The following is a 22,428-nucleotide window of genomic DNA, read 5'->3' as shown; positions in this document are numbered from 1 at the left end:
AATGAAAGTAGAGGTATTTAAATGAAGAGTCCTATTTTCAATCAAATTGGTACGGTCTTTATTCCTGTTCGTGACATAGAAAAAGCAAGAGATTGGTATTGTGATATTCTTGGATTACAGGCAGACGGCGAAATTCAATTCGAGCATTTATATATTATTCCAATGGTAGGGACAACTATTGTGCTAGATAGCAAAATTTATTCCGAAGAAAATATTTTTAAGGCACCTGCTTTCCATTTTAATACAGAAAATATTAAGGAAGCCTATGAATTTATGCAAAAAAAGAACGTAGAATTGACTACAAGCATTGAACATAACCATTATTTTAATTTTAAAGACCCTGATGGTAATCACCTTATGGTATGTAAATGTTAAGTTCGAGGAAATCAGCCCCTCGAGCTTAATGTTTGCTTGACGACCTCAAAAAAACATAATGGAAACCGATTTAAACATGATAGAATCATTTTTGACAGAATGAATTGGAGGACTTATTATGGAAATTCGCAATGTGAAAAGCACAGATTATAATGTCATATCTCCGTTAATTAACGAGTGGTGGGGTGGTAGACAAATGGCTGATATGTTACCAAAGTTATTTTTTGTTCATTTCCAAAACACTAGTTTTGTAGCTGAAAAGAATGGTGAAATTATCGGCTTTCTAATAGGCTTTTTATCACAAACTAATTCTAGGGAAGCCTATATTCATTTTGTCGGTGTTCATCCGGAGTTTCGACAACATAATATCGGAAAAAAACTATATCAACATTTTTTTACGATTGTTAAAGAGAATGGAAGAAATGTTGTGCGTGCCGTTACTTCGCCAGTGAATAAAACCTCGATTGCTTTTCACACAAAAATGGGATTTGAAATTGAACAAGGGAGCAAGGAAGTTGATGGTATTTCTGTATTTGCGGACTATGACGGTCCAAATCAAGATAGAGTATTATTCACGAAAACAATATCGTAACGAACAAAAGCGTAAGCGCCTTGTTCACCCCCGACAGGCATAAGACAAGACCTGCCGTGGCGGTTTTGCCACAGAAGGGATTGACTTATGTCCCGAGGGGGTAGGTGCTGAAGCTAGACGTGGCCCCGTGCAACCAACTTATCCAAAAGTCCACAATTTTATAATTTCCTAAGCAACAATAAAGACGTTTGGCTCGATTATTCCAAACGTCTTTTATTTTCTGTTAAGGGACGACTATCTCTCCTTGCCAGCTTAACATACCACCTTCTACATTGACGATTTTTTCATAGCCACGTTCCTTAAAGATTTCTGCAGCTTCCATACTTCTAGAACCACTTCTGCAAATGATAACTATTTCGATATTATCTGCAATACTAGGTGTATTTGTTTTTAGTGTGGATAACGGAATATTTACCATACCCTCGATATGGCCAGCAAAATACTCTTCCTGTTCACGAACATCTATATACATCGTGTGATCCGAACTCTTTCTGTTTTCCAATCTCTCTTCTAATTCTTCGGTTGTTATCGATTGAATTTCTTTCTCTTGGAAAAGGCTCCATCCGATAAACAAAACACCAAATAATACTAAAACGTATAGGAAAAGTTTCTTTGTTTCCATTTTGATTACTCCTTTTATGAAAAGTTATCCTTTTTATTATAATCTAGAAATTTAGCAATATATTTAATTGATTATAACAAAAGTACGAAAATTTTAGGGATTGAAGGGTGCCCTATCCATTTGCATTCTATCCTGGAATATATATGCATCAACAACCGAATTATTAATTTCTTAACTCCAAATACAGTTTCTCTCTTCTAGGCATTCTCCCATAATTTCATGTGTAATAAATTTTCACCAGGGTAAATATAGAGTAATTAGGGGTTGTTTACATGTATAAAAAACAAGAGAAAAAACTAGTATGGCTTGCTTTTATTGTGGCCGCTATTATGCTCATATCTATCATTGGTAGAATTTTTGGCGGTTAAAGGGGGAACTTCATCTTGGTAAATGATAATGCACTTATGTATAGCCGATTCTTAACAGAGTTAACCCTCTCCTTTCATATCATTTATGCAACAATTGGAGTTGGGGTTCCGCTCATGATTATGATTGCTCAGTGGGTTGGCATTAAAAAAAATGATGATCATTACATATTGTTAGCTAGAAGATGGACAAGAGGCTTTGTCATCACTGTTGCAGTAGGTGTCGTAACCGGGACAGCAATCGGTCTACAGCTTTCCTTACTGTGGCCAAACTTTATGGAACTAGCAGGAAATGTAATAGCACTTCCTTTATTCATGGAAACGTTCGCTTTCTTTTTTGAAGCGATTTTTCTAGGTATTTATATGTACACATGGGATCGAATTCTGAATCCACGTAAGCATTTAATGTTATTAATTCCTGTTGCAATCGGTGCCTCTTTTTCTGCTGTTTTTATTACAATCGTGAATGCGTTCATGAATGCTCCACAAGGATTTGACCTTGTAAATGGAGAGCTTATAAATGTGGATCCCATTGCTGCGATGCTCAATCCGGCTATGCCAACAAAAGTTGCACATGTTGTTGTAACAGCCTTTATGACATCCGCTTTTGTTCTAGCATCGATTGCAGCATACCGATTAGTTAAAGGATCTAATCACATTTATCATAAAAAAGCTTTGTTTTTAACGATGAAACTTGGATTCGTTTTTGCAGTAGCGACAGCAATTATCGGTGATTTTTCAGGGAAATACTTAGCCAAGTATCAGCCAGAAAAGTTAGCTGCAGCTGAGTGGCATTTTGAAACCGAGGAAAAAGCACCTCTTCTTTTGTATGGCTATTTAGATGATGGTGAAGTAAAGAATGCCATAAAGATTCCTTATGCATTAAGCATATTGGCCCATGGAAATCCCAATGCAGAAGTTATTGGATTAGATCAAATTTCAGAAGAAAACACACCACCACTTTACATCCATTACTTATTTGACATTATGGTAACAATTGGTATGTGGCTATTATTTTTATCCTTTATTTATTGGGTTGGAACAGTACGAGGATGGTCACTCGTCAAAACAAAAGCTTTTCATTGGCTCATCGTTTTCGGTGGACCACTTGCGATTATTGCAATTGAAGCTGGTTGGTGGATGACAGAAGTTGGTCGACAGCCATGGGTACTGCGAGGAATTATGCGGACAGCAGATGCAGCAACCTCCAGTGACCATGTAGATACAATGCTTTTACTATTCTCTGGACTATATACTATTTTAGCTATCGGTACTATCGTCATTCTTACACGCATGTTCCGAAACAATCCAGTAGAGCAAGAACTGCAAGATCGTAAAAGAGGTGGTTGGAGATGAGTTTAGAAATTATCGGCATTACCGTACTGTGGACGTTTCTATTTGGGTATGTCATAGTTGCATCGATTGATTTCGGTGCAGGATTTTTCAACGCTTATAGTCAATTCACCGGAAAAGAACACATACTAAATAAAATTATCCAACGCTATTTATCACCAGTGTGGGAAGTGACGAACGTATTTCTTGTCTTTTTCTTTGTTGGTATTATAGGCTTTTTTCCGAAAACAGCATTTTATTATGGGACAACGTTATTAGTCCCTGTTAGTATTGCGATTATCTTACTCGCAATCCGAGGCTCTTATTATGCCTTTGAAACATATGGTACAAAAGGCCATAGAGGTTATTCATTTATGTATGGACTAGCTGGATTATTCCTCCCCGCTGCTTTGTCAGTCGTACTCACCATTTCAGAAGGTGGATTTGTTTTCCTAGTAGATGGAAAACCAGTACTCGATTACTGGGGACTATTCACGAGTCCTTTAACCTGGAGTATCGTTGTACTAAGTGTTGCTGCTGTACTTTATATTTCCGCTGTTTTTTTAACGTGGTATGCCAGAAAAGCAAAAGATTGGCAAGCAACAAAAGCCATGCGGAAATACGCGTTAATATGGGCCGGTCCCCTCATGATTTCTGCTGGTGGAATTGTATACGAATTAAGCTTTCATAACGAAGCTCATTTTAATCGGATGATGGAACTCTGGTGGATATTTGGTTTATCCTTTTTACTATTCTTAGGGACTGTATGGCTAATCTGGAACCGTATCAAATACGGACTTGCTGTTATTTTGTTAATTGGGCAGTTTGCACTTGCCTTTTACGGGTATGGCTTTTCGCATTATCCATATTTACTTTATCCACACTTAACACTTTATGACAGCTTTACGAATGAGGCGATGGCTATAGCACTTATTACTGCTTTCATTGCAGGCTTAGCATTACTATTGCCATCACTATATCTTTTATTACGATTATTTTTATTTAATCAAAATTACGTTCAAGGTCGAACAAAGTAAATGGGGGTTCTTCATTATGCATGACTTTTTGATCTTTGTGGCACCTTTTATCGTATTAATCTTATCTATCTATGTTGCATTTGGGGTAGCTGCTAGAGATGAGTCTGTTACGAAAAAAATGAAATGAATACTTTTAAAAAACAGACTAAAACTAACAAAAACTCGTAATGGAGGTTTTGTAATGGAAAAGAAAAACCAAAAAAATGATATGCCAGATTTTGATTCCTTAGACGACAGATTTATTCGCAATGCCCCGGAAGGCCCCATAGTGGCAGCCAAAACAAATTTAGACGTAAAAAGTAACAAAGATGAAAATCCTTACACGAGCAAAACAAACACAGATGATCGTCTATTTAATGAATTTTTTGATGAATAAATTTAAAGAAGGCGCAGAACAGTTAGTTCTACGCCTTTTTAGATTCTACGATTAGAACCTAATGCTAATTTTATCAGCCGGATTCAAATATTATCAGCGTAATTATAAATATATCATCCGAAATGAGCTATATATCAACCAAATTCATCCACAAGTGCTATTATACTTATCCTTCCTGTTTATCCGTCTCTTCCTTCTTCCATAACTTCCCTGGCCAAAAAGCATATTTTCCAAGTACAGTTGTAATTGCCGGTACTAGTAAAGGCCTTACAATAAAGGTATCCAGTAAAATGCCAATTGCAGTCACAATTCCAAATTGGACGAGTACTTGAATTGGCATGACAGCTAATACAGAGAATGTTCCAGCTAAAATAAGTCCGGCTGATGTAATAACACTACTCGTTTCCTCAACACCTTCCGCAATGGCTTTTTTCATCGGCATTCGCCTTCGATTTTTCCAAATGCTCGAAATCATGAAAATGTTATAGTCTCCACCTAAAGCAACTAAGAAGACAAATGCATAAAGAGGAATTAAACCTTGCATGGCAGCTGCACCCATGACGTGATGAATAATTAGCCAACCTAATCCTAAAGCGGAAAGAAAAGATACAACTACCGTTGATAGTAAATAAATCATCGCAATAATAGAGCGTAAATAGACGGTAAGTAATACTGCCATAATCACAAGGACTACCGGAATAATAACGTTTTGATCACGTTGAGTTATTTTTTCGGTATCATACAAAGTAGCTGTTTCTCCACCTATCCAAACCTTATTTTCTCCATCTTCAATCCCTGCTTTTTGAAGCGTTTCCACAACAATCCCTCTAAGCTCTGAAATTTTCTCAACTGCCTCAGAAGAGTAAGGATCAATCCCGAGGGTAACTGTGTATTCTATTAAATTTGTTTTACTCTCTCCGATACGTGGCTCACTTACAGTCGCCACATTGGATAATCCAGTTAACACCTCATGTAAACCAACATTTTCTCCATTCGTATCGACAATAACCTGAACAGGTGCAATTTCTCCCTCCGGATAATGCTCTGCTATCATGGTAAATCCTTCACGGGATGGCATATCCTCCGGGAAAGAATCGAGCACGCCATACGTGTATTCAATTTTCGTAAAAAAGGCTGCTAAAACACCTAAAAACAATGTACAAATAAGGATAATTTTCCACGGTTTTTCAGTCACTAGACGTCCTGCAATCTTACTAAAACGACTTCTATTTTTTGATCGACGTACTGGTTTTCCTTTTTTCTTTTCCAAATCCTCATTCATATTTTCCGTTCGAGGAATGAATGGAAAAAAGGCTATTCTGCCGAGTAAAGCAAGTATGGCAGGTAGTAAAGTTAACACAGCAATTCCCATAATCACAATCGCCAAACTAAACGGAACAGCAAACCGATCGTAAGAAGCATATTGTGCTAACGATAAAGTCAATAAACCTAATGCAGTTGTTAAAGCACTCATCATTATTGCTCCACCTGAATTAGCAATTGCTAATTGAAGTGCTTTATATTTATTTTGCTCTAACTGCAATTCATCCCGATATCGGGAAACAAGAAACAAACAATAGTCCGTTCCTGCTCCAAACAATAAAACAGTCATAATCGAGATAGCCTGTGCATCAACTACAATCCACCCTTTGTTCGCCAAGAAGCCGAGAATGGGACTAATCAATCCATAAGCAAAACCTACCCCAACCAAGGGAACAAGCGCCAATATTGGTGAACGATATAATACAACTAAGAGAATTAATACTAACAAAACGGTCGCAATTAAAAGCGTCAAGTCTGCTTGACTAAACAATGCAGTTGCATCTGTTTGGATCCCAACAGGTCCTGTAAACCGAACGTGTAATCCATCATCTGTGATGTTTCCAGTAAATACATCATTGTCAACTTGATCTGTTATCTTATTTTCTAACGCCTCTAAACCTTGCTGTAAATCATCAGTGGAAGCATCTTGCTCAAAAAATACCGGTGTTGTTAAAGCTTCCCCGTCATTCGATGCAGACTCTCTAAGCATTTCAACTGGCATATTTCCAAAGCCTGGCACCAAAGATTGACTATGTACGGGGTTCTCTTGTAGTTTTGCATAAACAGTTTGTACCGCTTCAAAATCATCTTCTGTCAAGCCACCATCTCTGTGCCATACAATCAATAAAGGTACCCCAGCATCGTTCGGAAACTCATCCTCCGCTATTCTCGTTGCTTCTACTGAGCTTGCATCCTCTGGTAATAAATTATTAGAATTCGTTTCCTCGTTATTCACCTGTGGCCATAAGAACGAAAGAATTGCAACGAGTATTAACCACATAACTAAAGTGACCCATTTGCTTTTCTGACTAGCAACTAACACTCCCCATTTATCTAACATTCTAATTTCTCCTCTACTTATGTACTAAACATCTACTTATCAATTAATTATATATACTGGTTAGTTAATTTACAACACATATAGAAATCTATGTCAAACCTATGTGTGATATACTACTAAGAGAGAACGAATAAGGAGAGAGCAAGCTTGAAACCCATTAAGAAACGGTCTATAGGTAGACCTCGTTCCGATGAACAAAAAAAACCGACTAACGAAATAATACTCCAAGCTGCAACGAAACTATTTCTAGCAAATGGCTACAAAGAAGTTTCGATAGACGATGTTGCGGAAAGTTGTAACGTTACAAAAGCAACCGTCTATTATTATTATTCAAGCAAAGCAGAGCTTTTTACAGAAACAATTGTTCAAATGATGCTAAGGATTCGTGGACATATGCAAGCCATTCTTCAACAATCAATTCCGTTGCGTACCCGTCTGTTAGAAGTAGCAAAAGCACAATTAAGAGCAACGGTAGAGATAGATGTGGAAGGGTTTATGAGGGAAACGAAAAATGCCCTTTCGACTGAACAAGTGAGCCAAGTTCAGAAGGCAGAAGAAAATATGCTTTACGTGCTTGAGCAAGCATTTATAGATGCAATAGAAGCAGGTGAAATTGATAAGGTAAATGCTACTTTTGCAACCCATTCCTTTATTTCGCTTGTAAAGGTAGGTAATTACAGAAGTGCTAGTAATGAACCTATATTTCCTACAGTAGAAGAAACAGCTGAACAAATCATTCATTTTTTCTGGAATGGTCTGTTTCAAGCTAATAATTAAAATAAGAGAACGAGTAGGTTTAATGCCTTTCTCGTTCTTCTTTTTTGATTAACTATATTATATTATCTATACAAGCAATTAACCTCTTTTCAATATCTCCGGCTAATTCCTTGATTGTCTCATCGTTTACCATTTGAATAAGAGCAGTTGGCTTTGGCATTCCAATTTTCGTCTTACCGTTATCTTCATAGATGACTATTTTACAAGGTAGGAAATAGCCAACCATTTGATTTTGGGATAAAACTCTTTGTGCCTCATGAGGATTACATACCTCTAACACGAGATAAGGCTGATTAAATTCTAATCCTTTTTCTTGAAGCTTAGCCCTTATATCAAATTGCCAAAGCACCCCAAACTTTTCCTCTTTTAAGCTTTCCTCTAGTAATTGAAGAGCATCTTCCACACTTTTGTTTGTTTCCACCGTGTAATGAAACATATAGTTATCCTCCTATTCACTTCAATAATTTTCTTGACAATATAACTAATTGAAAATTGTTTCCACCAGAAGAACCATGTATTCCAAAATTGCTTTATTTCATTCTTTTCCTAGAACCAAACTAAAACATCACCAGATTCCAATTATTAGCATAGGCTACTTCTGAAGAGAAAAGGAGGAGTAGCCTATGTATAATCATTTTTATCCTTGGGACAATCCAGTGGGGTACCAGCAACCCATCTTCCTAAGAGCTAGTCATGGAACTCAATCATTTAATATCCCCTATTTACCCATTTATGGTGATGCTTCGATGAAGACATTACTAGATAATGTTTATCAATCAATTGTGGATGAAGCAACAGCAGCTGATTTTTATGCACGACTGGTAAAACAAGTACCAGATACTTTACACAAAGAGTTTGTCGAGCATGCTTATAAAGACGAACTAGAACACCTTCAAGCATTTTCTCAACTATATACGCACCTAACTGGTCAACAAGCTCAATACCAAATTCAGCCAGTACAATTTGCTACCTACAAAGAAGGAATACTAAGAGCATTAAAAGATGAATTAGAAGCTGCCGAATTTTACCGTGATGTTCAATTATCAAGTAACGATAGATTAGTAAAAGATACTTTCTTTTTTGCAATGGTAGATGAACTAGAACATAGTACTCAGTTTGGTGTACTTTATAACACACTTAAGTAGCTATCCAATTGGCGGTGTGATTATTTTCCCACCTCATCTTGCCATTCCAGCATACCGCCAACCATATTGGTAACATCATAGCCATGCTGCTCTAAAAAGGTACACGCTTTTCCACTTCTATTTCCTGATCGACAGACAATATAATGGTGATGACCTTGTTCTATTTCTCCTAGTTTTTCTTCCAGATCACCTAGTCGAATATGACGAGCACCTGGAATTTTACCTTCTACTACTTCTTCATCTTCTCTTACATCAATAATGCTTAGCTTCTCACCTGATATTAATTTTTCTGCTAACTCTTTTACTGTAATTTCCTTCATTTCATATACCTCCACCATTGATTTTCGTATTTTCCCCTATAAATCACACATTATAAAATATTTATACATATACACGTATGGGTATTTTAACACCTATAAAAAAAGGGCACTCACACTAATAGTCACCCTTTACCCTTCCATCTAACGACTTTTAACTAGTAAATTAACTGCTTCTTTAATTAATTCTTCTGAACTCTCTCCATTTTCATTACTTTCCCTAATACATTTTTCCAAATTCGAACTTACAATCAAGGCTGCAGTTCGATCTAGAGCACTTCTAATTGCAGAAAGTTGCGTAACCACATCACGGCATTCTTTCTCTTCTTCCATCATTCTTAGTACTCCTCTAATTTGCCCTTCTATACGCTTCACTCTATTCTTAACTTGTGCGTCGTAATCCATTTTCCTAGCTCCTTCCCTATACTTTATATAAAACTATTTTACCTCTTTTATAAAGGGATAATTATTGCTATTTTTCATTGTAAGCCCATCTTCTACTTTATTATATGATACCTAATCGAAACTTAATTTTCCAATAGTATAAAGAGCTATAAAAAAGAAGAGAGGCGGATATACCTCTCCTCTACTAATTACTTACACACGAAGAATTTTATATTCCCCTTCACCAATTAAGCTCTTTACAAAGTCAAGCTTAACATGATCAAAGTACACTTTATCCTTAATGCTCACTAAAAATGTGATTCCCTCTTGTTCCGTTTTTTCATCGCTCTCTAATGGTGACTCCTCCAGAGTCAGCCTAAGTTGTGGGCCTCCTCAGCCAATACCCATCGATAAACGAATAAAAGGCTTGCGGTTTTCCTCTGGTAATTGCTGTACGTCCTCTTTAATTTTGGAAATCGCAGCTTCTGTAATTTTAAGCATATTGTTTCAACTCCTTGGAATATCGTTGTTCTCAGAAAACATCATTTTATCTAAAACCCGTTTGAATAATCAAGCGACTTGCACAAATTCATTAATAGGGTCTTTAAAAAATTAAAGTATGTCCATCCAAATCTTAACTGCAGTAGCAGTAATTAATAAAGCTAAAAAGAGCTGCAGGAACTTTGTATTTACTTTCTTACCAACTATAGCACCTAGTGGAGATGCTATTACACTCGCCACAATCATAATAAAAGCCGGAAAATAATCAATTTGACCTGTCGTAATCTTTCCTACTGATGCACCAATGGAGGATATAAACGTGATGGCTAAAGAAGATGCAATGGTCATTCTCGTTGGTATTTTTAATACGACTAGCATAATCGGAACAAGAAGAAAAGCACCAGCAGCCCCAACGATTCCTGCACCAGTACCAACAATCAGAGCAAGAGAGGCAGCTAACCATTTATTAAATTTCACTTGATCAAAGGAAATATCGTCTATCCCTTTCTTTGGAATGAACATCATAACTGTAGCAATTAACGCTAAGATTCCATATGTTAGATTAATTCCACCTTCTGAGAGTAATTTAGATCCATAACCACCGATAAAACTCCCAATTAAAATACTAATTCCCATATAACTAATAAGCTGCTTATTTAAATACCCACCTTTTCTGTATGCCCAAACACCTCCAATTGTTGCAAAAAACACTTGTATAGCACTTATTCCCGAGACTTCGTGTGCAGTAAAAGCAGCTAGTCCAAACAGTGGTGGAATAAATAATAGCATCGGGAATTTTATGATGGAACCACCTATTCCCAACATGCCTGAAATAAAGGAACCTATAAAGCCAATAAGAAAAATCACGATTACGAATTCAACTGTCATCCATATACCCCCTAAAAGAAAGGGAACCAACATTGGCTCCCTTTTCCTTACCCCTTTTTAATCCAAAACTTTAGTATCCCATCTTCCTCTGTATCTTGTACCAATTCATGCCCACCAGATTTTGACCAAGCCGCCAAATCGTTTTTGGACCCTTTATCTGTGGCATGAACTTCAAGAATTTCCCCTACACGAAGTTCTTGAATTGCCTTTCTAGTTTTTACGATTGGCATTGGACATGCTAATCCTTTTGCATCTAATATTTTTTTTGATTGCATAAAAATTCCTCCTTCTTATTTTTATTGGAAAAACCGTTTGTGACTCCAAAAGACCCTATTTTATCTAACCGCGCAACGGTTTGGCCCAATTTCCATTTCTCTTTGTCTTTCAGCATCTGGGCTGACTTTACCCATGTTTGTTTCTCGAATTTCTTGATATGCATTTGGTTGTGGTGGAAGATTTTCTGTGACCATTTTTCTGAATTCTTCTTCATCCTCGATATTTAAACCATGATTTTGAGCAAATAGTTCACCTAATTTTTCTGATACACTACCATCGTCATTTAGTTCTTCCATCATCATAAAGTGAGCTGGAAGAACGATTAGCTCTTCTGACAATTCTTTATAACGGGAATAAAGACTTTCTCTTAAGTCTCCTACCCAATCTTCTGCTAAACCAGCTAAGTCTGGTCTTCCAATAGAATCGATAAACAAAATATCTCCAGAAAGTAAGAACTGTTCATCAATAACAAAAGAAGTAGATCCTATGGTATGTCCAGGTGAATACAAGGCATAAATGTCGATAGCCGTGTTACCGATTGTGATAACGTTGCCCCCTTCTAAAGCTGCATATTCAAAGGTAACTTCCGTTGCATCTTTCGGTGGTAACCAGTAAGTTGCATTAGATTCGTCTGCAATTTTTCTTCCTCCAGAAATGTGGTCTGCATGAAGATGCGTATCAAATACATGGGTAACCGTTGCATCCCTGTTTTTAGCAAAGTCTAGATACGTATCTGCCATCCTAGTTGCGTCGATAATCGCAGCTTCTCCATTGGAAATTACCATATAAGATAGACAACCTTTACCAATACGGACGAATTGATAAATTTCTCCCCCGCCCTTTAAATCCCCAATTTTTACAGGCTCTAAATGCTCGCTCCATGCTTTCATTCCACCTTGTAGAAAGGAAGCTGTCAAACCTGCTTCAGAAAGCATTTCTGCTATCATTACGGAGGAACCTTCTTTTGCACATACGACTAAAATCTCTTGGTTTAAAGGAAGTTTATCTAAAATCCCTTCAACACCATCTAACAACTCAAAATATGGAATATTGAAGTAGTTAATTTTTTCCCCTTCAATTTTCCAGTCATTAAAATCATTTTCATTACGAACATCTAAAATAAACAAATCCTCTTTGTTAAAAATTTTTCTGGTCAATTCCTTTGAAGTGACAGCCCGAGTTGTCATTATTTTTACCCCCTACGGTATTTTAAATAATAAAAAAATTTATCCCTTAATACTTACTGTTCGTCCTTCCCATTGGCTCATACCAGGTATTACGTTTATTACATTTGTGAATCCATGTGCTGTTAGCTTTTGTGCTGCAAGATCACTCCTACTTCCAGTTCGACATATAACATAAATCACTTTTTCTTTATTTAGTTCACGAATGTTTTCTTCTAATTCACCTAATGGAATAGAAATTGCTTGTGGAATATGGTTAAAACCATATTCAGCGGATTCTCTAACATCAAGTACAATGATGTCTTCCCCTGTTCCAAGTTTGTTAGCTAACTCTTCATTACTTGTAACATGGGGATGATTTTTCTCAATGGCTTCATCGTTTGATGATTTTCTTACATAGTGTTTTAAAACATCTCCATCTTCTAATGTGCCTAGGTACTGGTGACCTGCACTTTTTGACCAAGCTTGAATATCGGCCTTTGACCCTTTATCTGTCGCAAGCACTTCAATCACTTGACCTGCCTCTAAGTTATTCATTGCTTTTTTTGTTTTCACAATAGGCATTGGGCATGCTAATCCTTTTGCATCTATCTTGATATTTGTTTTTAATGCTTCCATTCCTAATACCTCCATTTACCCCCATGGGTATTATATTTAATAAAAAAATATTCCTACTGTTCATTAAATAAATAAGTTTACATTACCTTCTTCTGCATCGCCTAAATATGCTGCTACCCCGGCATAGTCAATACTATCTAATAGTTCTTCTTTTTGAAGACCCAATAAGTCCATTGTCATCGTACATGCTACAAGTTTTACGTCTTGTTCTTGAGCCATATCAATTAAGCTTGGTAACGACAAAGCATTATGCTTTTTCATTACACTTTTAATCATTTTAGGACCCATTCCAGCAAAGTTCATTTTAGACAATCCCATTTTATCTGCACCTTTAGGCATCATTTTTCCAAACATCTTTTCCATAAATCCTTTTTGCACCTTAATGTCCTCATCTTTTCTTAATGCATTTAAGCCCCAAAATGTATGAAAAATTGTGACCTCATGGTCATAAGCAGCTGCACCGTTTGCAATTATATAAGCCGCCATTGCTTTATCGTAATCACCACTGAATAAAACTATGGTTGTTTTTTTATTTTCCGTCATTTCTGCTCCATCCTTTCACCAAAATACCCATGCAGGTATTTTTAATTGCAAATTTTTTTGTTTGTTTCCCAACTGACAAAACTTATAATATACCCCTATAGGTATTTTGTCAACAATAAAAAATAGTTAATAGTAAAACCCCCATTCCTTAGCAAATGGGGGTTACAATTAATCTTACTTATTAAGAGGCTTACCTGATGCGATATGGAAATGTAAGTGTTTGGAATCTTGATAGTTTCCTAAATTCGTTAACACCCTACAAGCACCATGCTCTTCTGTCACTTGTGCAGCAACCTGTTTGATGACGGAAAACAACTCTACCAATAACTCGTTATCAGTTTCTTCTAATGATAGCAAAGATGGGATATGTCGTTTAGGTATGGCTACGATATGAACAGGGTAAAAAGGTTTGGTATGATAATAAGCTAACACATTTTCTGTTTCCAGTACTTTTTCCACTTCTGTTTTCCCGCTTAATACCTCTTCACAATAAAAATCTTCTGTCATGTTTTCTCCTCTTTCTTTTTGTCAATTTTCTAAAATATTATTGCTTTATTTCCTTAAACTACGACATAACTATAGCTTTGCATTTTGATGAGTGCATACGACCGCTTCGGCAGAATACTTCGCTTTCCACGGGCACGGCCTCAGCCTCCTCGCGGAAAACCACCGCTGCGGGGTCTTCAGACCGTGCTATCCCGTAGGAGTCTGCGTATTCTGCCTACGCTAACATTGATTTTCTGATTCAAGAATAGTGGTAAACCATAGAGGCATGTTAGATAATTCTTACTTATCACTATGACTTTATTTTTAACTTTCTTTTTTCCCAATTCATCCGCACAGTAAGATAAGCACATGCTTAGCGAAGGAAATACACGTAGACTCCTGCGGGACAGCGAAGACGTTGAGACCCGACAGCGAGCGTTCTGTGCGAGTGAGGAGGCTCAGCGCGAGCCCTAAGGTGCGCGTAGTGTATTTCCGTAGCGGTTGGATTTGCACATATCAAGTTACGTCGCATTTTCCATCAACTGTGAAACGCATGACAACAATCTTTACGAAAAGAGCCTTCCCTTTTAATAAGATTTATGTTTTTATACTAAATCAATTAACTCATTTGGACTTGTAAAAATAGCATGGGGTTTTGTAGTAATAGCAACAGGTTCATAATTTGGTAACCACTCGACTCCTACTGTATGTACGTTGGCATGCAAACCAGCTTTAATATCGGCATCACTATCACCCACAAAAACAGCTTCATTGCTGTTCACTTCTAATAATGATAGAGCTTTTTCAACACCTTCAGGATGTGGCTTGGGATGCACTACATCATCCCCAGTTATCGTCACATGAAAATAATGATCCATGTGTAAAGCATGTAATGAAATATCTAAGCTTCTTCTCGCTTTCCCCGTTACAATACCGAGTTTCACCCCCATATCCGTCAATGTTCTTAACATATTTTCTATTTCTTTATTTCTATTAACTAAAGAGTTGTGTTTTTTCAAATACGTTTCATAGTAAAGCTCTATCGCTTCCTCAACATTCTGATGAATAAGATTCTTCCTTATTATACCTACTTCTGATGGACCGAACATAGCATGAATATCTTCTGTTGTAAGAGTCTTATTATCATACTTAGCAAACACCTTTTGAAATGCCTCATAACAGATTGGTAAAGTATTAGCCAATGTTCCGTCAAAATCAAAAATGACACTTTTTATCATATTTATTCCCCTTCTCTACTTTCTATTTTTCAAACAGGTTCAGAATATGCCTTGGTTCATCAAATTTAAAAGTGGAAGGTATATTTTCCGGATCTATTGCTCCCCATTTGGCTAGTCCAAATGCTACCTTGCTCTCTTTTGCACATTGCGAGTCATAAATTGTATCCCCTATATAAATGGCGTCTCTAGCATTAACATTTGAGACCTCTAAAAACTTTAAAATTGGCTCTGGATTCGGTTTATGTTTAGTCGTGTCATCCGCACACACAACATAATCAAATAAATCGTTTAGACCAAAAGAAAAAAAGTCATCTTTTAACTCTTGTCTTGTCTTAGAAGTGACTATTCCTAGTAGGATGTTCTTTTCTTTTAATTTACTCAATAATTCTCTGATTCCTGGGAAAATTTCCATGAAAGATTGATAGTCCTTTAACATTTCATTCCAAATATCATTAGCAGCCTTTGCATTTTCAATTCCTAATGTTTCTAAGTAAGTCACTCCTGGAATGCCAAAGGAACGCGTTAATTCGGCATATGAATATACCCGATTAAATTCCTCTTTCAACATTTGTTGTAAAGAATAAATAATAGCTTTCTCCGTATTCAACATGGTCCCATCGACGTCGAGTATGACACATTTATACAATTACTTCCTTCCCCCTTTGGAATTGACTTCGTTTGATTTATATCATATTGGCTGTATAATCATTTGTAAAACAAATAATTTCTATCACAATAATCGATTTTATCGATTATTAAAAGGGGGATTAGGAAATGGATACGGAACAATTAAATGCTTTCATTCTCGTTGCCGAAACAAAAAATTTCACTAAAACAGCAGAAGTTCTCCATTTAGCACAGTCAACGGTCACTTCCCGAATTAAAACCTTAGAAGACATAGTAGGAAAGCAACTTTTATATCGATCTAATAAAACTGTTTCTTTAACACCTGCAGGGGAAATTTTTTTACCTTATGCTTTTCGTATGAAGGAGCTTGCAGAAAAAAGTGTGGAGAACTTGCAACAACAAGGACTATATGAGGAACGACTCGTTCTCGGAGGACCCTCATCCGTGTGGCGTCACCTACTATATCCCTACCTGAAGACTTTTAGGGAAAGTAATCCGGAAGTAGCAGTAGAACTATTAACACACTCCACAGAGAATACAATCCAAAAGGTGCTAGACGGCATCATTCACGTAGGGGTTGTATACGCAAAGCCACGCCACCCAATGATCCATTCCCAACCAATCTTGGATGATGAGTATGTTTTAGCCGGTGCGGAAAAATACAATAATCTAGGAAATCTAGAAACGTTATATAGCAAAGATTTCATTCTAAATGATTGGGGAAACCCATTTATGAATTGGTTCTATAACACCATCGGCAATCACTACATTCCTGCTTTTAAAATAAATCAGACATCTATTGTTCTAAAAATGCTTCTCGATGGTAGCGGATTTGGATTCATTCCCCAATCCATTATAGGTCCATATGTTAAAGACGGATCTTTAATAAAAATAAATTTCGAACTTCCAAGCCAACCCCCTACACATAAAATATTCCTTGTTTATTTAAAAAAACAAGAACAAAGTAAAGCAGTTCAGCTAGGTTTAGATTTACTGAAACATTTTTTATAATCTGTTAACCAAGTTTTTTTTAAAGCTCCTTGATTATGTTACATTTTTATTGGAATTTTAAATGATGACGTTTCCCACACCATCGTTTTTTGCTAGATAAGATCCTTACAATTCATTAAAATAGGAAAAGCTATCCCATTTTTGGGATAGCTTCCTGTTTATTAGATGATTAAAAATTTATGCCTCACGCGTTAGTGCTGATGTAAACCACGCACTTTCTTTAAGTTTAGACACTGCTCTTAACAGAACACTTTCATCTTGAGTAAGTGCAATACGAACATAATCTTCCCCTTCTTTTCCAAATGCATACCCAGGTACAACGACTATTCCTGTTTCATCCATTAATCGGAAAGTAAAATCAGTGGAACGAAGCTGTTTAGGAATTTTTGCCCAAACAAACATAGATGCTTGCGGGATATCTACATTCCAACCTAATTCCTTTAAACTTTTCACAAATACATCTCGTCGTCTTTTATATACACTTCTTAATTCCTCACTAAAATCAGAAGCATTTTGTAAAGCCTTTATAGCTGCTTGCTGAATAGGTAAAAACACACCATAGTCAAGATTCGATTTCAGTCTATTTAACCCATCTACTATAGTTGAATTACCTACAATATAGCCAATTCTACATCCTGCCATGTTAAAACTTTTCGATAAAGAATTAAACTCTATACCAACTTCTTTTGCACCTTCTATAGATAAAAAACTAATTGGGCGTTTGCCATAATAAAGCTCTGAATAAGCAAAATCATGAAGTACGACAATATTATATTTCTTTGCAAATTGAACAACCTTTTCAAAAAAATCCTTTGTAGCTACTGCTGGAACTGGATTGCCAGGAAAATTCAAAATCATTAGTTTAGCTTTTTCCCTTATCACCTCTGGTATGGCGTCTAAGTCTGGTAAAAAATGATTTTCTTCCCGTAAAGGCATCGAGTAAGATTGTGCATCTGCAAGAGCTATACCCGCATCATAAGCTGTGTATCCTGGGTCTGGAACGAGAACCATATCCCCTGGATTAACAATCACCATCGGTAAATGGACAAGGCCGTCTTGGGAACCCATTACCATTAAAACCTCTTGATCTGCTTGAAGTTGCACTTCATACGCCTTTTTATAATAAACCGCTACCGATTGATGAAAGGCATCGATACCAGTTAATGAATAGCCATATTGGGAGGGGTCCTGGACTCCTTTTGCTAACTCATCCATCACAAATGAAGGCGGAGGCAAATCAGGACTTCCAATACTTAAATCAAAAATTTCGTTCCCCTCTTTCTCTTTTCTTTTTTTATAATGTGAAAGTTCATTAAAAATTGAAGGTTTGAACTGGTTCATTTTGTGAGATAACGTCATATCCATGTTAGACACCTCATTATTATGTAAAAGTTAGTGTCCATTATAACAATTTTTTTACTACTAGGAACTAATTATGTTACCCATTTTATTCAAACGCGAGTTCATTAAGGGAGGAACGTTGATGTTCCCCCTATGACTATTTTAGTAATTCGTTGCACTCTCTAAATGAATGAGAAGCTCTTTCGCAAACAAACTTGGATTATCTAGCATGGAGTAATGTCCACTATTAGGCAATATTTTAAACTTGGAATTAGGAACATGTTGATGAAGTAAAAGTCCCCAGTATGGAGGTAGGTATCGATCATGTTGCCCCCATAGTAGTGTAGTTGGACAAGTAATATTCGGAAGATATGGAACAATATCTTCTGTTTGATGATGATTTAAAGCTAGAGAGGCTTGCTGTAAATCTCTTGGTCCATTAGGCCCACTAAATGGTAAAAGTAAATCAGTTAAGACCTTTGGCTTAAGAACTTGCGGATAATACAAACCCTCCCGAAGCATTCTTTCTATAAATAAAGGTGATGGTTGAAATTCTTCTGCTGTTGGGTAACGAATGGACACTACCTTTGGAAGTGGCCAATTAGCAAAACAAACACCGTCCGCAACTACCATACTTTTTACACGCTGTGGATAAAAAACAGAAAGAATTTGCACAATCCCACCACCAAGATCATGGCCAACAAAGTGTGCCTTAGGAATCCTTAATTCATCAAGCAGGTTGATAATATATTCAGCCTGTTTCGGTAACGTTAAATCTGGGTATGGTGCCCTTTCCGAGTACCCATAACCAATTAAATCAACAGTGAGTACACTATATTTCCCTTCTAAATATGGAATAATTGGATCCCATAAGTGATGATTGGTTGGAATACCGTGAATAAAAACAACCACCTCTTCACTTTGACCTGGATAAAAACTATAATTCATTTTGTAATCCTGCTTTACTGTATCATCCATTAGTATTCACCCCTTATCTTATTGACGTAACTAACATATGCCTAGCTAGAGGTATGTTGTCTGTCCATCAACTATAAATGGAAAATAACTTCCACCCACTCCAACGACCATATTAAGAACAGGTAGAAAAAACTTTTCATATAGTGTAGGTAGATAACTAATTATGCTATATGAAGGAGGATAAAAATGTCTTTACCTGCTATTGATGTTGGCTTAATGAACGAACATCTGACTACTCACCAAGGAGTAATTCATAAATTAAAACATTATTATTCAGAGGTTAAGGATCCTTACTTAAAACAAATCATATATGCCCAGGCAGTTATCATGAGAGATCATGTAAAAGTAATGTTAGCTCTATTAGATCCAAACAATAATCAATGGAAACAAGTAGTTCCGTTAAAGCAAGTCTTTAGTCGTTTACAACTAGAACTAATTACCCCACATCAACATAATGAAGATAAAAAAATTGTTTTAGAAAATCATTCTACTGCAAAATTTCTAGCAACTGACAACTTTTTAGCAGCATTAATGATGAAGAACGATAATGTGAAGCAAGTTCATTATGATATGGCAATGCAACAAGCTAATTTTGAAAAAATGTACAGTGACTATATAAATAAGATGGGTTGGTCCGTTACTGCAACTGCTAATGAGGAAGAACAAGTAAAATTGATTAATCATTTTAAACGAAAGTGATAATTTTTTAAAAATCCCACCTTTTATAAGGTGGGATTTAAACTTAACAATAAAAAAATGCAAGACAGATCATTAATGACTGTCTTACAAATTTTTATTATTATAATTAGTTCTGTTAATAACTTTTATTGTTCACTTATTTTTGGAAGGGTTACTATAATAGTTGTCAAGTTCTTTCCTGATGGTTTTGATTTATTGATTAGTTCATATTTAATCGTATAGGGATCAACATTTTCCGGTAGTTCTATTTCTATCAAATACTTGCTATCCTCTTCCCTTGTATTCATTCCTACTTCACTATAATTTTCCTTTAAGTGATCAAGATAACGTCCAATATCCTCTTTAGGTATCTTACTTGCTTCTACAAATGGATTAAAATTAGAAAAAAATTGATCAAACTCATTCCAATTGGGTTTATTATTTTTAAACATCTAATCACCCGTTAAACAACGTTAGCTGGTTGATTTTCCACTTCACTATGTGGGTTCTCAACAGCGTCCGGATCATTAATATAGTTGAAGTTACCTGTTACTGGGATAGATCCTCCAAACCCTGCAAAGTTCATTCCTTGACTTTGATTAAGTTTTTCATGTACTTCCCAACCATTTGCAGCAGTATCCCCTATAAAAACACCGCCAAGACTTTCTACCCCATTTACATTTATCATGTTAAAAACGATAGGTGCTGTCATGAGAATTCACTCACCTTCTTTGTTTTTCATAATAGCTATTGTATGTAACTTTTTATTACTTGTTAGTATGGCGTAACGATATGGGCAATCGTAACATATAGTGGTGTATGTAACATATTATCGGGAGAGTGACCTATGAAAAAGAACCCTTCGATATCTTTTGACGAAATAAATGTAAATGTGATCGAATCGAATGCAGGCATATTCATTGGAAATAATAATCAGTCGCTTTGGCGTATGTTTAGCAAACAAAACCATGGTTTAGGATCGATTTCAGGAAACAACAACACAACTCATCATAATAAAAATATCGTTATCGATCCAGATACAGTAGACTCACCTTCCTATCAAATAAAACCTTGAAAAGAGAAGGGGTATAGTAAATTGAAAGATCAATCAGGCTATATTTCATTTAATAATATAAATGTAAATCATTATGATTCAAATGCAGGTGTGTTTATCGGAAACAACTCATCTAATAGGTGGAATGTCAAAGAAAAAGTGAATGCAGGTTTTGGAACAACTCGAACGAATAAAAAAAGTAAATCACCACAGATTTATAATCAAAATATTGTACATGACCCGGATCAATATGATCATCCAAGATTCAACTAACGAAATATATTAAAACACAACCTACTTACCTAAATGGAGGTCTTCTCATGGTACCATCAATGAATTTTAAAAAATTAGATGTAGATTCCATTTCGAAGTGTAGTGGAATTTTTCATGGTGAAAACAAAATATCGAATTTTAAAGGAATTTCAATTGTGAATGATGGATTAGGCAAAATAGAAGGTGACGATAATCTACTGACGAAAACGGAGAACGTGTTGATTAAACATGAATGAGAAAAATAAAGTACAAAAAATGGATAGTTACCGACTTAAGGATTTGATTCAACAAATAAGGGAACATTCTAAAGATTTTATAATTAATATTAATATAGAAAAAGCTGATATTCACTTATCGGACCTTCAAGATGTTCCAATAAATTTTAATTTCGAAAAAGTGGATGTTAAGGAAAATAGCGGGAGTATTAACTTTGGCAATAATCTAAATGAAACAAGTCATAAGGATAAAATGGTTAAAAAGAAACCGAAAAAAGAAAAAAACCAAAGCCAACAAAAGAAAAAAGACAAAGAGAAAAATAAAAATGATAAGAAATCAGATAAAGACATAGTGGTAAAGGTTAATAATAAGGAAGTTGACGAGTATTATTTTGGTAGGGTGTGATTTCTTATGAATAATGATTATACACGTGCTGACAGGGAGAATCCTAAGAACAAAAACAAAGATGATAAGGAAGAAACAGATAAAAAAAATAGTTTTGCACCGTATTCTCCTGTATTTACTTTTAACGAGTTCAAGGTGGGAACACTAGAAAATGCTAGTGCCATTAACTTTGGCAATAACTATCCTACTAACTTTAAAGGCTATAAAAAGCACAATCAAGGGCTAGGAACAATAGATGGAAATAATAATGATATACATGATTTAAAGTCTCAAATGAATTTAAAGTACTTAATGGATATGATTCTAGAAGATGAAGGTGAATTACCAGATTGGGTTATAGAGATGATCGAGAAACATAATAATCAAGAGAATGATCATGAATCTGACGAAAGTTAATTAAAAAGGG

The 22,428-nt window shown here is 35.9% G+C and carries 32 protein-coding genes; 15 read left to right on the top strand and 17 right to left on the bottom strand.

From position 1 onward, the window contains the following. Nucleotides 1–21: 21 nt before the first annotated feature. A complete protein-coding gene (locus tag HNQ94_RS07855) occupies nucleotides 22–375 on the top strand; it encodes a VOC family protein (RefSeq protein ID WP_174495731.1) in 354 nt (117 codons plus the stop codon). A gap of 118 nt (nucleotides 376–493) precedes the next feature. After that, the gene (locus HNQ94_RS07850; protein ID WP_174495732.1) at nucleotides 494–967 is read left to right on the top strand and encodes a GNAT family N-acetyltransferase; all 474 of its coding nucleotides are present in this window, start codon (nucleotides 494–496) and stop codon (nucleotides 965–967) included. Between the two features lie 223 nt (nucleotides 968–1,190). Here the strand turns inward: HNQ94_RS07850 and HNQ94_RS07845 are convergent, their stop codons facing one another. Beyond that, entirely contained in the window at nucleotides 1,191–1,589 is a 399-nt protein-coding gene (locus HNQ94_RS07845; RefSeq protein ID WP_174495733.1) for a rhodanese-like domain-containing protein, read from the bottom strand. Between the two features lie 383 nt (nucleotides 1,590–1,972). Here HNQ94_RS07845 and HNQ94_RS07840 point away from each other — a divergent pair, with 383 nt between their 5' ends. From HNQ94_RS07840 to HNQ94_RS07830, 4 genes are read left to right on the top strand one after another with little or no spacing between them, the layout of a single operon-like run. Next, complete coding sequence (locus tag HNQ94_RS07840; protein ID WP_174495734.1) at nucleotides 1,973–3,310, top strand: cytochrome ubiquinol oxidase subunit I; 1,338 nt, start codon at nucleotides 1,973–1,975, stop codon at nucleotides 3,308–3,310. Beyond that, nucleotides 3,307–4,323 (top strand): cytochrome d ubiquinol oxidase subunit II, encoded by a 1,017-nt coding sequence (locus HNQ94_RS07835; RefSeq protein WP_174495735.1) that lies wholly within the window; start codon nucleotides 3,307–3,309, stop codon nucleotides 4,321–4,323. Before HNQ94_RS07840 ends, HNQ94_RS07835 begins: the two co-directional genes overlap by 4 nt. 16 nt (nucleotides 4,324–4,339) lie before the next feature. Beyond that, nucleotides 4,340–4,450 carry a cytochrome bd oxidase small subunit CydS family protein gene (gene cydS / locus HNQ94_RS19815; RefSeq protein ID WP_376697738.1) on the top strand — a complete coding sequence of 37 codons (111 nt, stop codon included), beginning with the start codon at nucleotides 4,340–4,342 and terminating at the stop codon, nucleotides 4,448–4,450. Between the two features lie 54 nt (nucleotides 4,451–4,504). Beyond that, nucleotides 4,505–4,699 (top strand): hypothetical protein, encoded by a 195-nt coding sequence (locus HNQ94_RS07830; RefSeq protein ID WP_174495736.1) that lies wholly within the window; start codon nucleotides 4,505–4,507, stop codon nucleotides 4,697–4,699. A 166-nt stretch (nucleotides 4,700–4,865) separates the two neighbouring features. Here the strand turns inward: HNQ94_RS07830 and HNQ94_RS07825 are convergent, their stop codons facing one another. Next, on the bottom strand, nucleotides 4,866–7,082 hold the full coding sequence (locus HNQ94_RS07825; RefSeq protein WP_174495737.1) for an MMPL family transporter: 2,217 nt from the start codon (nucleotides 7,080–7,082) through the stop codon (nucleotides 4,866–4,868). Between the two features lie 147 nt (nucleotides 7,083–7,229). Here HNQ94_RS07825 and HNQ94_RS07820 point away from each other — a divergent pair, with 147 nt between their 5' ends. Next, on the top strand, nucleotides 7,230–7,859 hold the full coding sequence (locus HNQ94_RS07820) for a TetR/AcrR family transcriptional regulator (protein WP_221452519.1): 630 nt from the start codon (nucleotides 7,230–7,232) through the stop codon (nucleotides 7,857–7,859). Between the two features lie 52 nt (nucleotides 7,860–7,911). Here HNQ94_RS07820 and HNQ94_RS07815 read toward each other — a convergent pair whose 3' ends face one another. After that, nucleotides 7,912–8,295: a DUF302 domain-containing protein gene (locus HNQ94_RS07815; RefSeq protein ID WP_174495738.1), complete on the bottom strand. Its 384-nt coding sequence runs from the start codon at nucleotides 8,293–8,295 to the stop codon at nucleotides 7,912–7,914. A gap of 187 nt (nucleotides 8,296–8,482) precedes the next feature. Here HNQ94_RS07815 and HNQ94_RS07810 point away from each other — a divergent pair, with 187 nt between their 5' ends. Beyond that, on the top strand, nucleotides 8,483–9,004 hold the full coding sequence (locus tag HNQ94_RS07810) for a ferritin-like domain-containing protein (RefSeq protein WP_174495739.1): 522 nt from the start codon (nucleotides 8,483–8,485) through the stop codon (nucleotides 9,002–9,004). A 20-nt stretch (nucleotides 9,005–9,024) separates the two neighbouring features. Here HNQ94_RS07810 and HNQ94_RS07805 read toward each other — a convergent pair whose 3' ends face one another. From HNQ94_RS07805 to HNQ94_RS07760, 10 genes are all read right to left on the bottom strand, one after another. Beyond that, nucleotides 9,025–9,324, bottom strand: a complete 300-nt coding sequence (locus HNQ94_RS07805; protein WP_174495740.1) for a rhodanese-like domain-containing protein — start codon at nucleotides 9,322–9,324, stop codon at nucleotides 9,025–9,027. A gap of 141 nt (nucleotides 9,325–9,465) precedes the next feature. Next, on the bottom strand, nucleotides 9,466–9,726 hold the full coding sequence (locus tag HNQ94_RS07800) for a metal-sensitive transcriptional regulator (RefSeq protein ID WP_174495741.1): 261 nt from the start codon (nucleotides 9,724–9,726) through the stop codon (nucleotides 9,466–9,468). A 591-nt stretch (nucleotides 9,727–10,317) separates the two neighbouring features. Beyond that, on the bottom strand, nucleotides 10,318–11,094 hold the full coding sequence (locus HNQ94_RS07795) for a sulfite exporter TauE/SafE family protein (RefSeq protein WP_174495742.1): 777 nt from the start codon (nucleotides 11,092–11,094) through the stop codon (nucleotides 10,318–10,320). 47 nt (nucleotides 11,095–11,141) lie between these two features. Further along, on the bottom strand, nucleotides 11,142–11,369 hold the full coding sequence (locus tag HNQ94_RS07790) for a sulfurtransferase TusA family protein (RefSeq protein ID WP_174495743.1): 228 nt from the start codon (nucleotides 11,367–11,369) through the stop codon (nucleotides 11,142–11,144). Between the two features lie 60 nt (nucleotides 11,370–11,429). Beyond that, nucleotides 11,430–12,557 carry an MBL fold metallo-hydrolase gene (locus HNQ94_RS07785; RefSeq protein WP_174495744.1) on the bottom strand — a complete coding sequence of 376 codons (1,128 nt, stop codon included), beginning with the start codon at nucleotides 12,555–12,557 and terminating at the stop codon, nucleotides 11,430–11,432. A 39-nt stretch (nucleotides 12,558–12,596) separates the two neighbouring features. Then, on the bottom strand, nucleotides 12,597–13,172 hold the full coding sequence (locus HNQ94_RS07780) for a sulfurtransferase TusA family protein (RefSeq protein WP_174495745.1): 576 nt from the start codon (nucleotides 13,170–13,172) through the stop codon (nucleotides 12,597–12,599). A gap of 63 nt (nucleotides 13,173–13,235) precedes the next feature. Beyond that, a complete protein-coding gene (locus HNQ94_RS07775; protein WP_174495746.1) occupies nucleotides 13,236–13,715 on the bottom strand; it encodes a DsrE/DsrF/DrsH-like family protein in 480 nt (159 codons plus the stop codon). Nucleotides 13,716–13,889: 174 nt separating this feature from the next. Then, nucleotides 13,890–14,222 carry an HIT domain-containing protein gene (locus HNQ94_RS07770; RefSeq protein WP_174495747.1) on the bottom strand — a complete coding sequence of 111 codons (333 nt, stop codon included), beginning with the start codon at nucleotides 14,220–14,222 and terminating at the stop codon, nucleotides 13,890–13,892. Nucleotides 14,223–14,806: 584 nt separating this feature from the next. After that, entirely contained in the window at nucleotides 14,807–15,439 is a 633-nt protein-coding gene (locus HNQ94_RS07765; protein ID WP_174495748.1) for an HAD family hydrolase, read from the bottom strand. Nucleotides 15,440–15,461: 22 nt separating this feature from the next. Further along, complete coding sequence (locus HNQ94_RS07760; RefSeq protein ID WP_174495749.1) at nucleotides 15,462–16,085, bottom strand: HAD family hydrolase; 624 nt, start codon at nucleotides 16,083–16,085, stop codon at nucleotides 15,462–15,464. Between the two features lie 128 nt (nucleotides 16,086–16,213). Here HNQ94_RS07760 and HNQ94_RS07755 point away from each other — a divergent pair, with 128 nt between their 5' ends. Continuing rightward, nucleotides 16,214–17,077: a LysR family transcriptional regulator gene (locus HNQ94_RS07755; protein WP_174495750.1), complete on the top strand. Its 864-nt coding sequence runs from the start codon at nucleotides 16,214–16,216 to the stop codon at nucleotides 17,075–17,077. 177 nt (nucleotides 17,078–17,254) lie between these two features. Here the strand turns inward: HNQ94_RS07755 and HNQ94_RS07750 are convergent, their stop codons facing one another. Both HNQ94_RS07750 and HNQ94_RS07745 read right to left on the bottom strand, forming a co-directional pair. After that, a complete protein-coding gene (locus HNQ94_RS07750) occupies nucleotides 17,255–18,442 on the bottom strand; it encodes an LL-diaminopimelate aminotransferase (protein WP_174495751.1) in 1,188 nt (395 codons plus the stop codon). 138 nt (nucleotides 18,443–18,580) lie between these two features. Next, nucleotides 18,581–19,396 (bottom strand): alpha/beta fold hydrolase, encoded by an 816-nt coding sequence (locus tag HNQ94_RS07745; protein WP_174495752.1) that lies wholly within the window; start codon nucleotides 19,394–19,396, stop codon nucleotides 18,581–18,583. A gap of 186 nt (nucleotides 19,397–19,582) precedes the next feature. Between HNQ94_RS07745 and HNQ94_RS07740 the strand changes: the two genes are divergently transcribed. Beyond that, on the top strand, nucleotides 19,583–20,095 hold the full coding sequence (locus HNQ94_RS07740) for a hypothetical protein (RefSeq protein ID WP_174495753.1): 513 nt from the start codon (nucleotides 19,583–19,585) through the stop codon (nucleotides 20,093–20,095). A gap of 125 nt (nucleotides 20,096–20,220) precedes the next feature. Here the strand turns inward: HNQ94_RS07740 and HNQ94_RS07735 are convergent, their stop codons facing one another. Both HNQ94_RS07735 and HNQ94_RS07730 read right to left on the bottom strand, forming a co-directional pair. Next, a complete protein-coding gene (locus tag HNQ94_RS07735) occupies nucleotides 20,221–20,526 on the bottom strand; it encodes a hypothetical protein (RefSeq protein WP_174495754.1) in 306 nt (101 codons plus the stop codon). A gap of 11 nt (nucleotides 20,527–20,537) precedes the next feature. After that, the gene (locus HNQ94_RS07730; protein ID WP_174495755.1) at nucleotides 20,538–20,786 is read right to left on the bottom strand and encodes a hypothetical protein; all 249 of its coding nucleotides are present in this window, start codon (nucleotides 20,784–20,786) and stop codon (nucleotides 20,538–20,540) included. Nucleotides 20,787–20,921: 135 nt separating this feature from the next. On the opposite strand from HNQ94_RS07730, the gene HNQ94_RS07725 reads away from it, so the two are divergent. Genes HNQ94_RS07725 through HNQ94_RS07705 form a run of 5 tightly spaced genes read left to right on the top strand, consistent with a single transcriptional unit; the run spans nucleotide 20,922 to nucleotide 22,418 of the window. Then, nucleotides 20,922–21,149, top strand: a complete 228-nt coding sequence (locus HNQ94_RS07725) for a hypothetical protein (protein ID WP_174495756.1) — start codon at nucleotides 20,922–20,924, stop codon at nucleotides 21,147–21,149. 21 nt (nucleotides 21,150–21,170) lie between these two features. Continuing rightward, complete coding sequence (locus HNQ94_RS07720) at nucleotides 21,171–21,401, top strand: hypothetical protein (RefSeq protein ID WP_174495757.1); 231 nt, start codon at nucleotides 21,171–21,173, stop codon at nucleotides 21,399–21,401. Between the two features lie 47 nt (nucleotides 21,402–21,448). Beyond that, nucleotides 21,449–21,637, top strand: a complete 189-nt coding sequence (locus HNQ94_RS07715) for a hypothetical protein (protein WP_174495758.1) — start codon at nucleotides 21,449–21,451, stop codon at nucleotides 21,635–21,637. Then, nucleotides 21,630–22,022 carry a hypothetical protein gene (locus HNQ94_RS07710; RefSeq protein WP_174495759.1) on the top strand — a complete coding sequence of 131 codons (393 nt, stop codon included), beginning with the start codon at nucleotides 21,630–21,632 and terminating at the stop codon, nucleotides 22,020–22,022. Before HNQ94_RS07715 ends, HNQ94_RS07710 begins: the two co-directional genes overlap by 8 nt. A 6-nt stretch (nucleotides 22,023–22,028) precedes the next feature. Then, nucleotides 22,029–22,418 (top strand): hypothetical protein, encoded by a 390-nt coding sequence (locus HNQ94_RS07705; RefSeq protein WP_174495760.1) that lies wholly within the window; start codon nucleotides 22,029–22,031, stop codon nucleotides 22,416–22,418. Nucleotides 22,419–22,428: the final 10 nt, after the last annotated feature.

It is taken from the genome of Salirhabdus euzebyi (assembly GCF_014207435.1).
In the GTDB taxonomy this organism is placed as follows: domain Bacteria; phylum Bacillota; class Bacilli; order Bacillales; family Alkalibacillaceae; genus Salirhabdus; species Salirhabdus euzebyi.
This window is presented reverse-complemented; position numbering and strand designations above follow the sequence as displayed.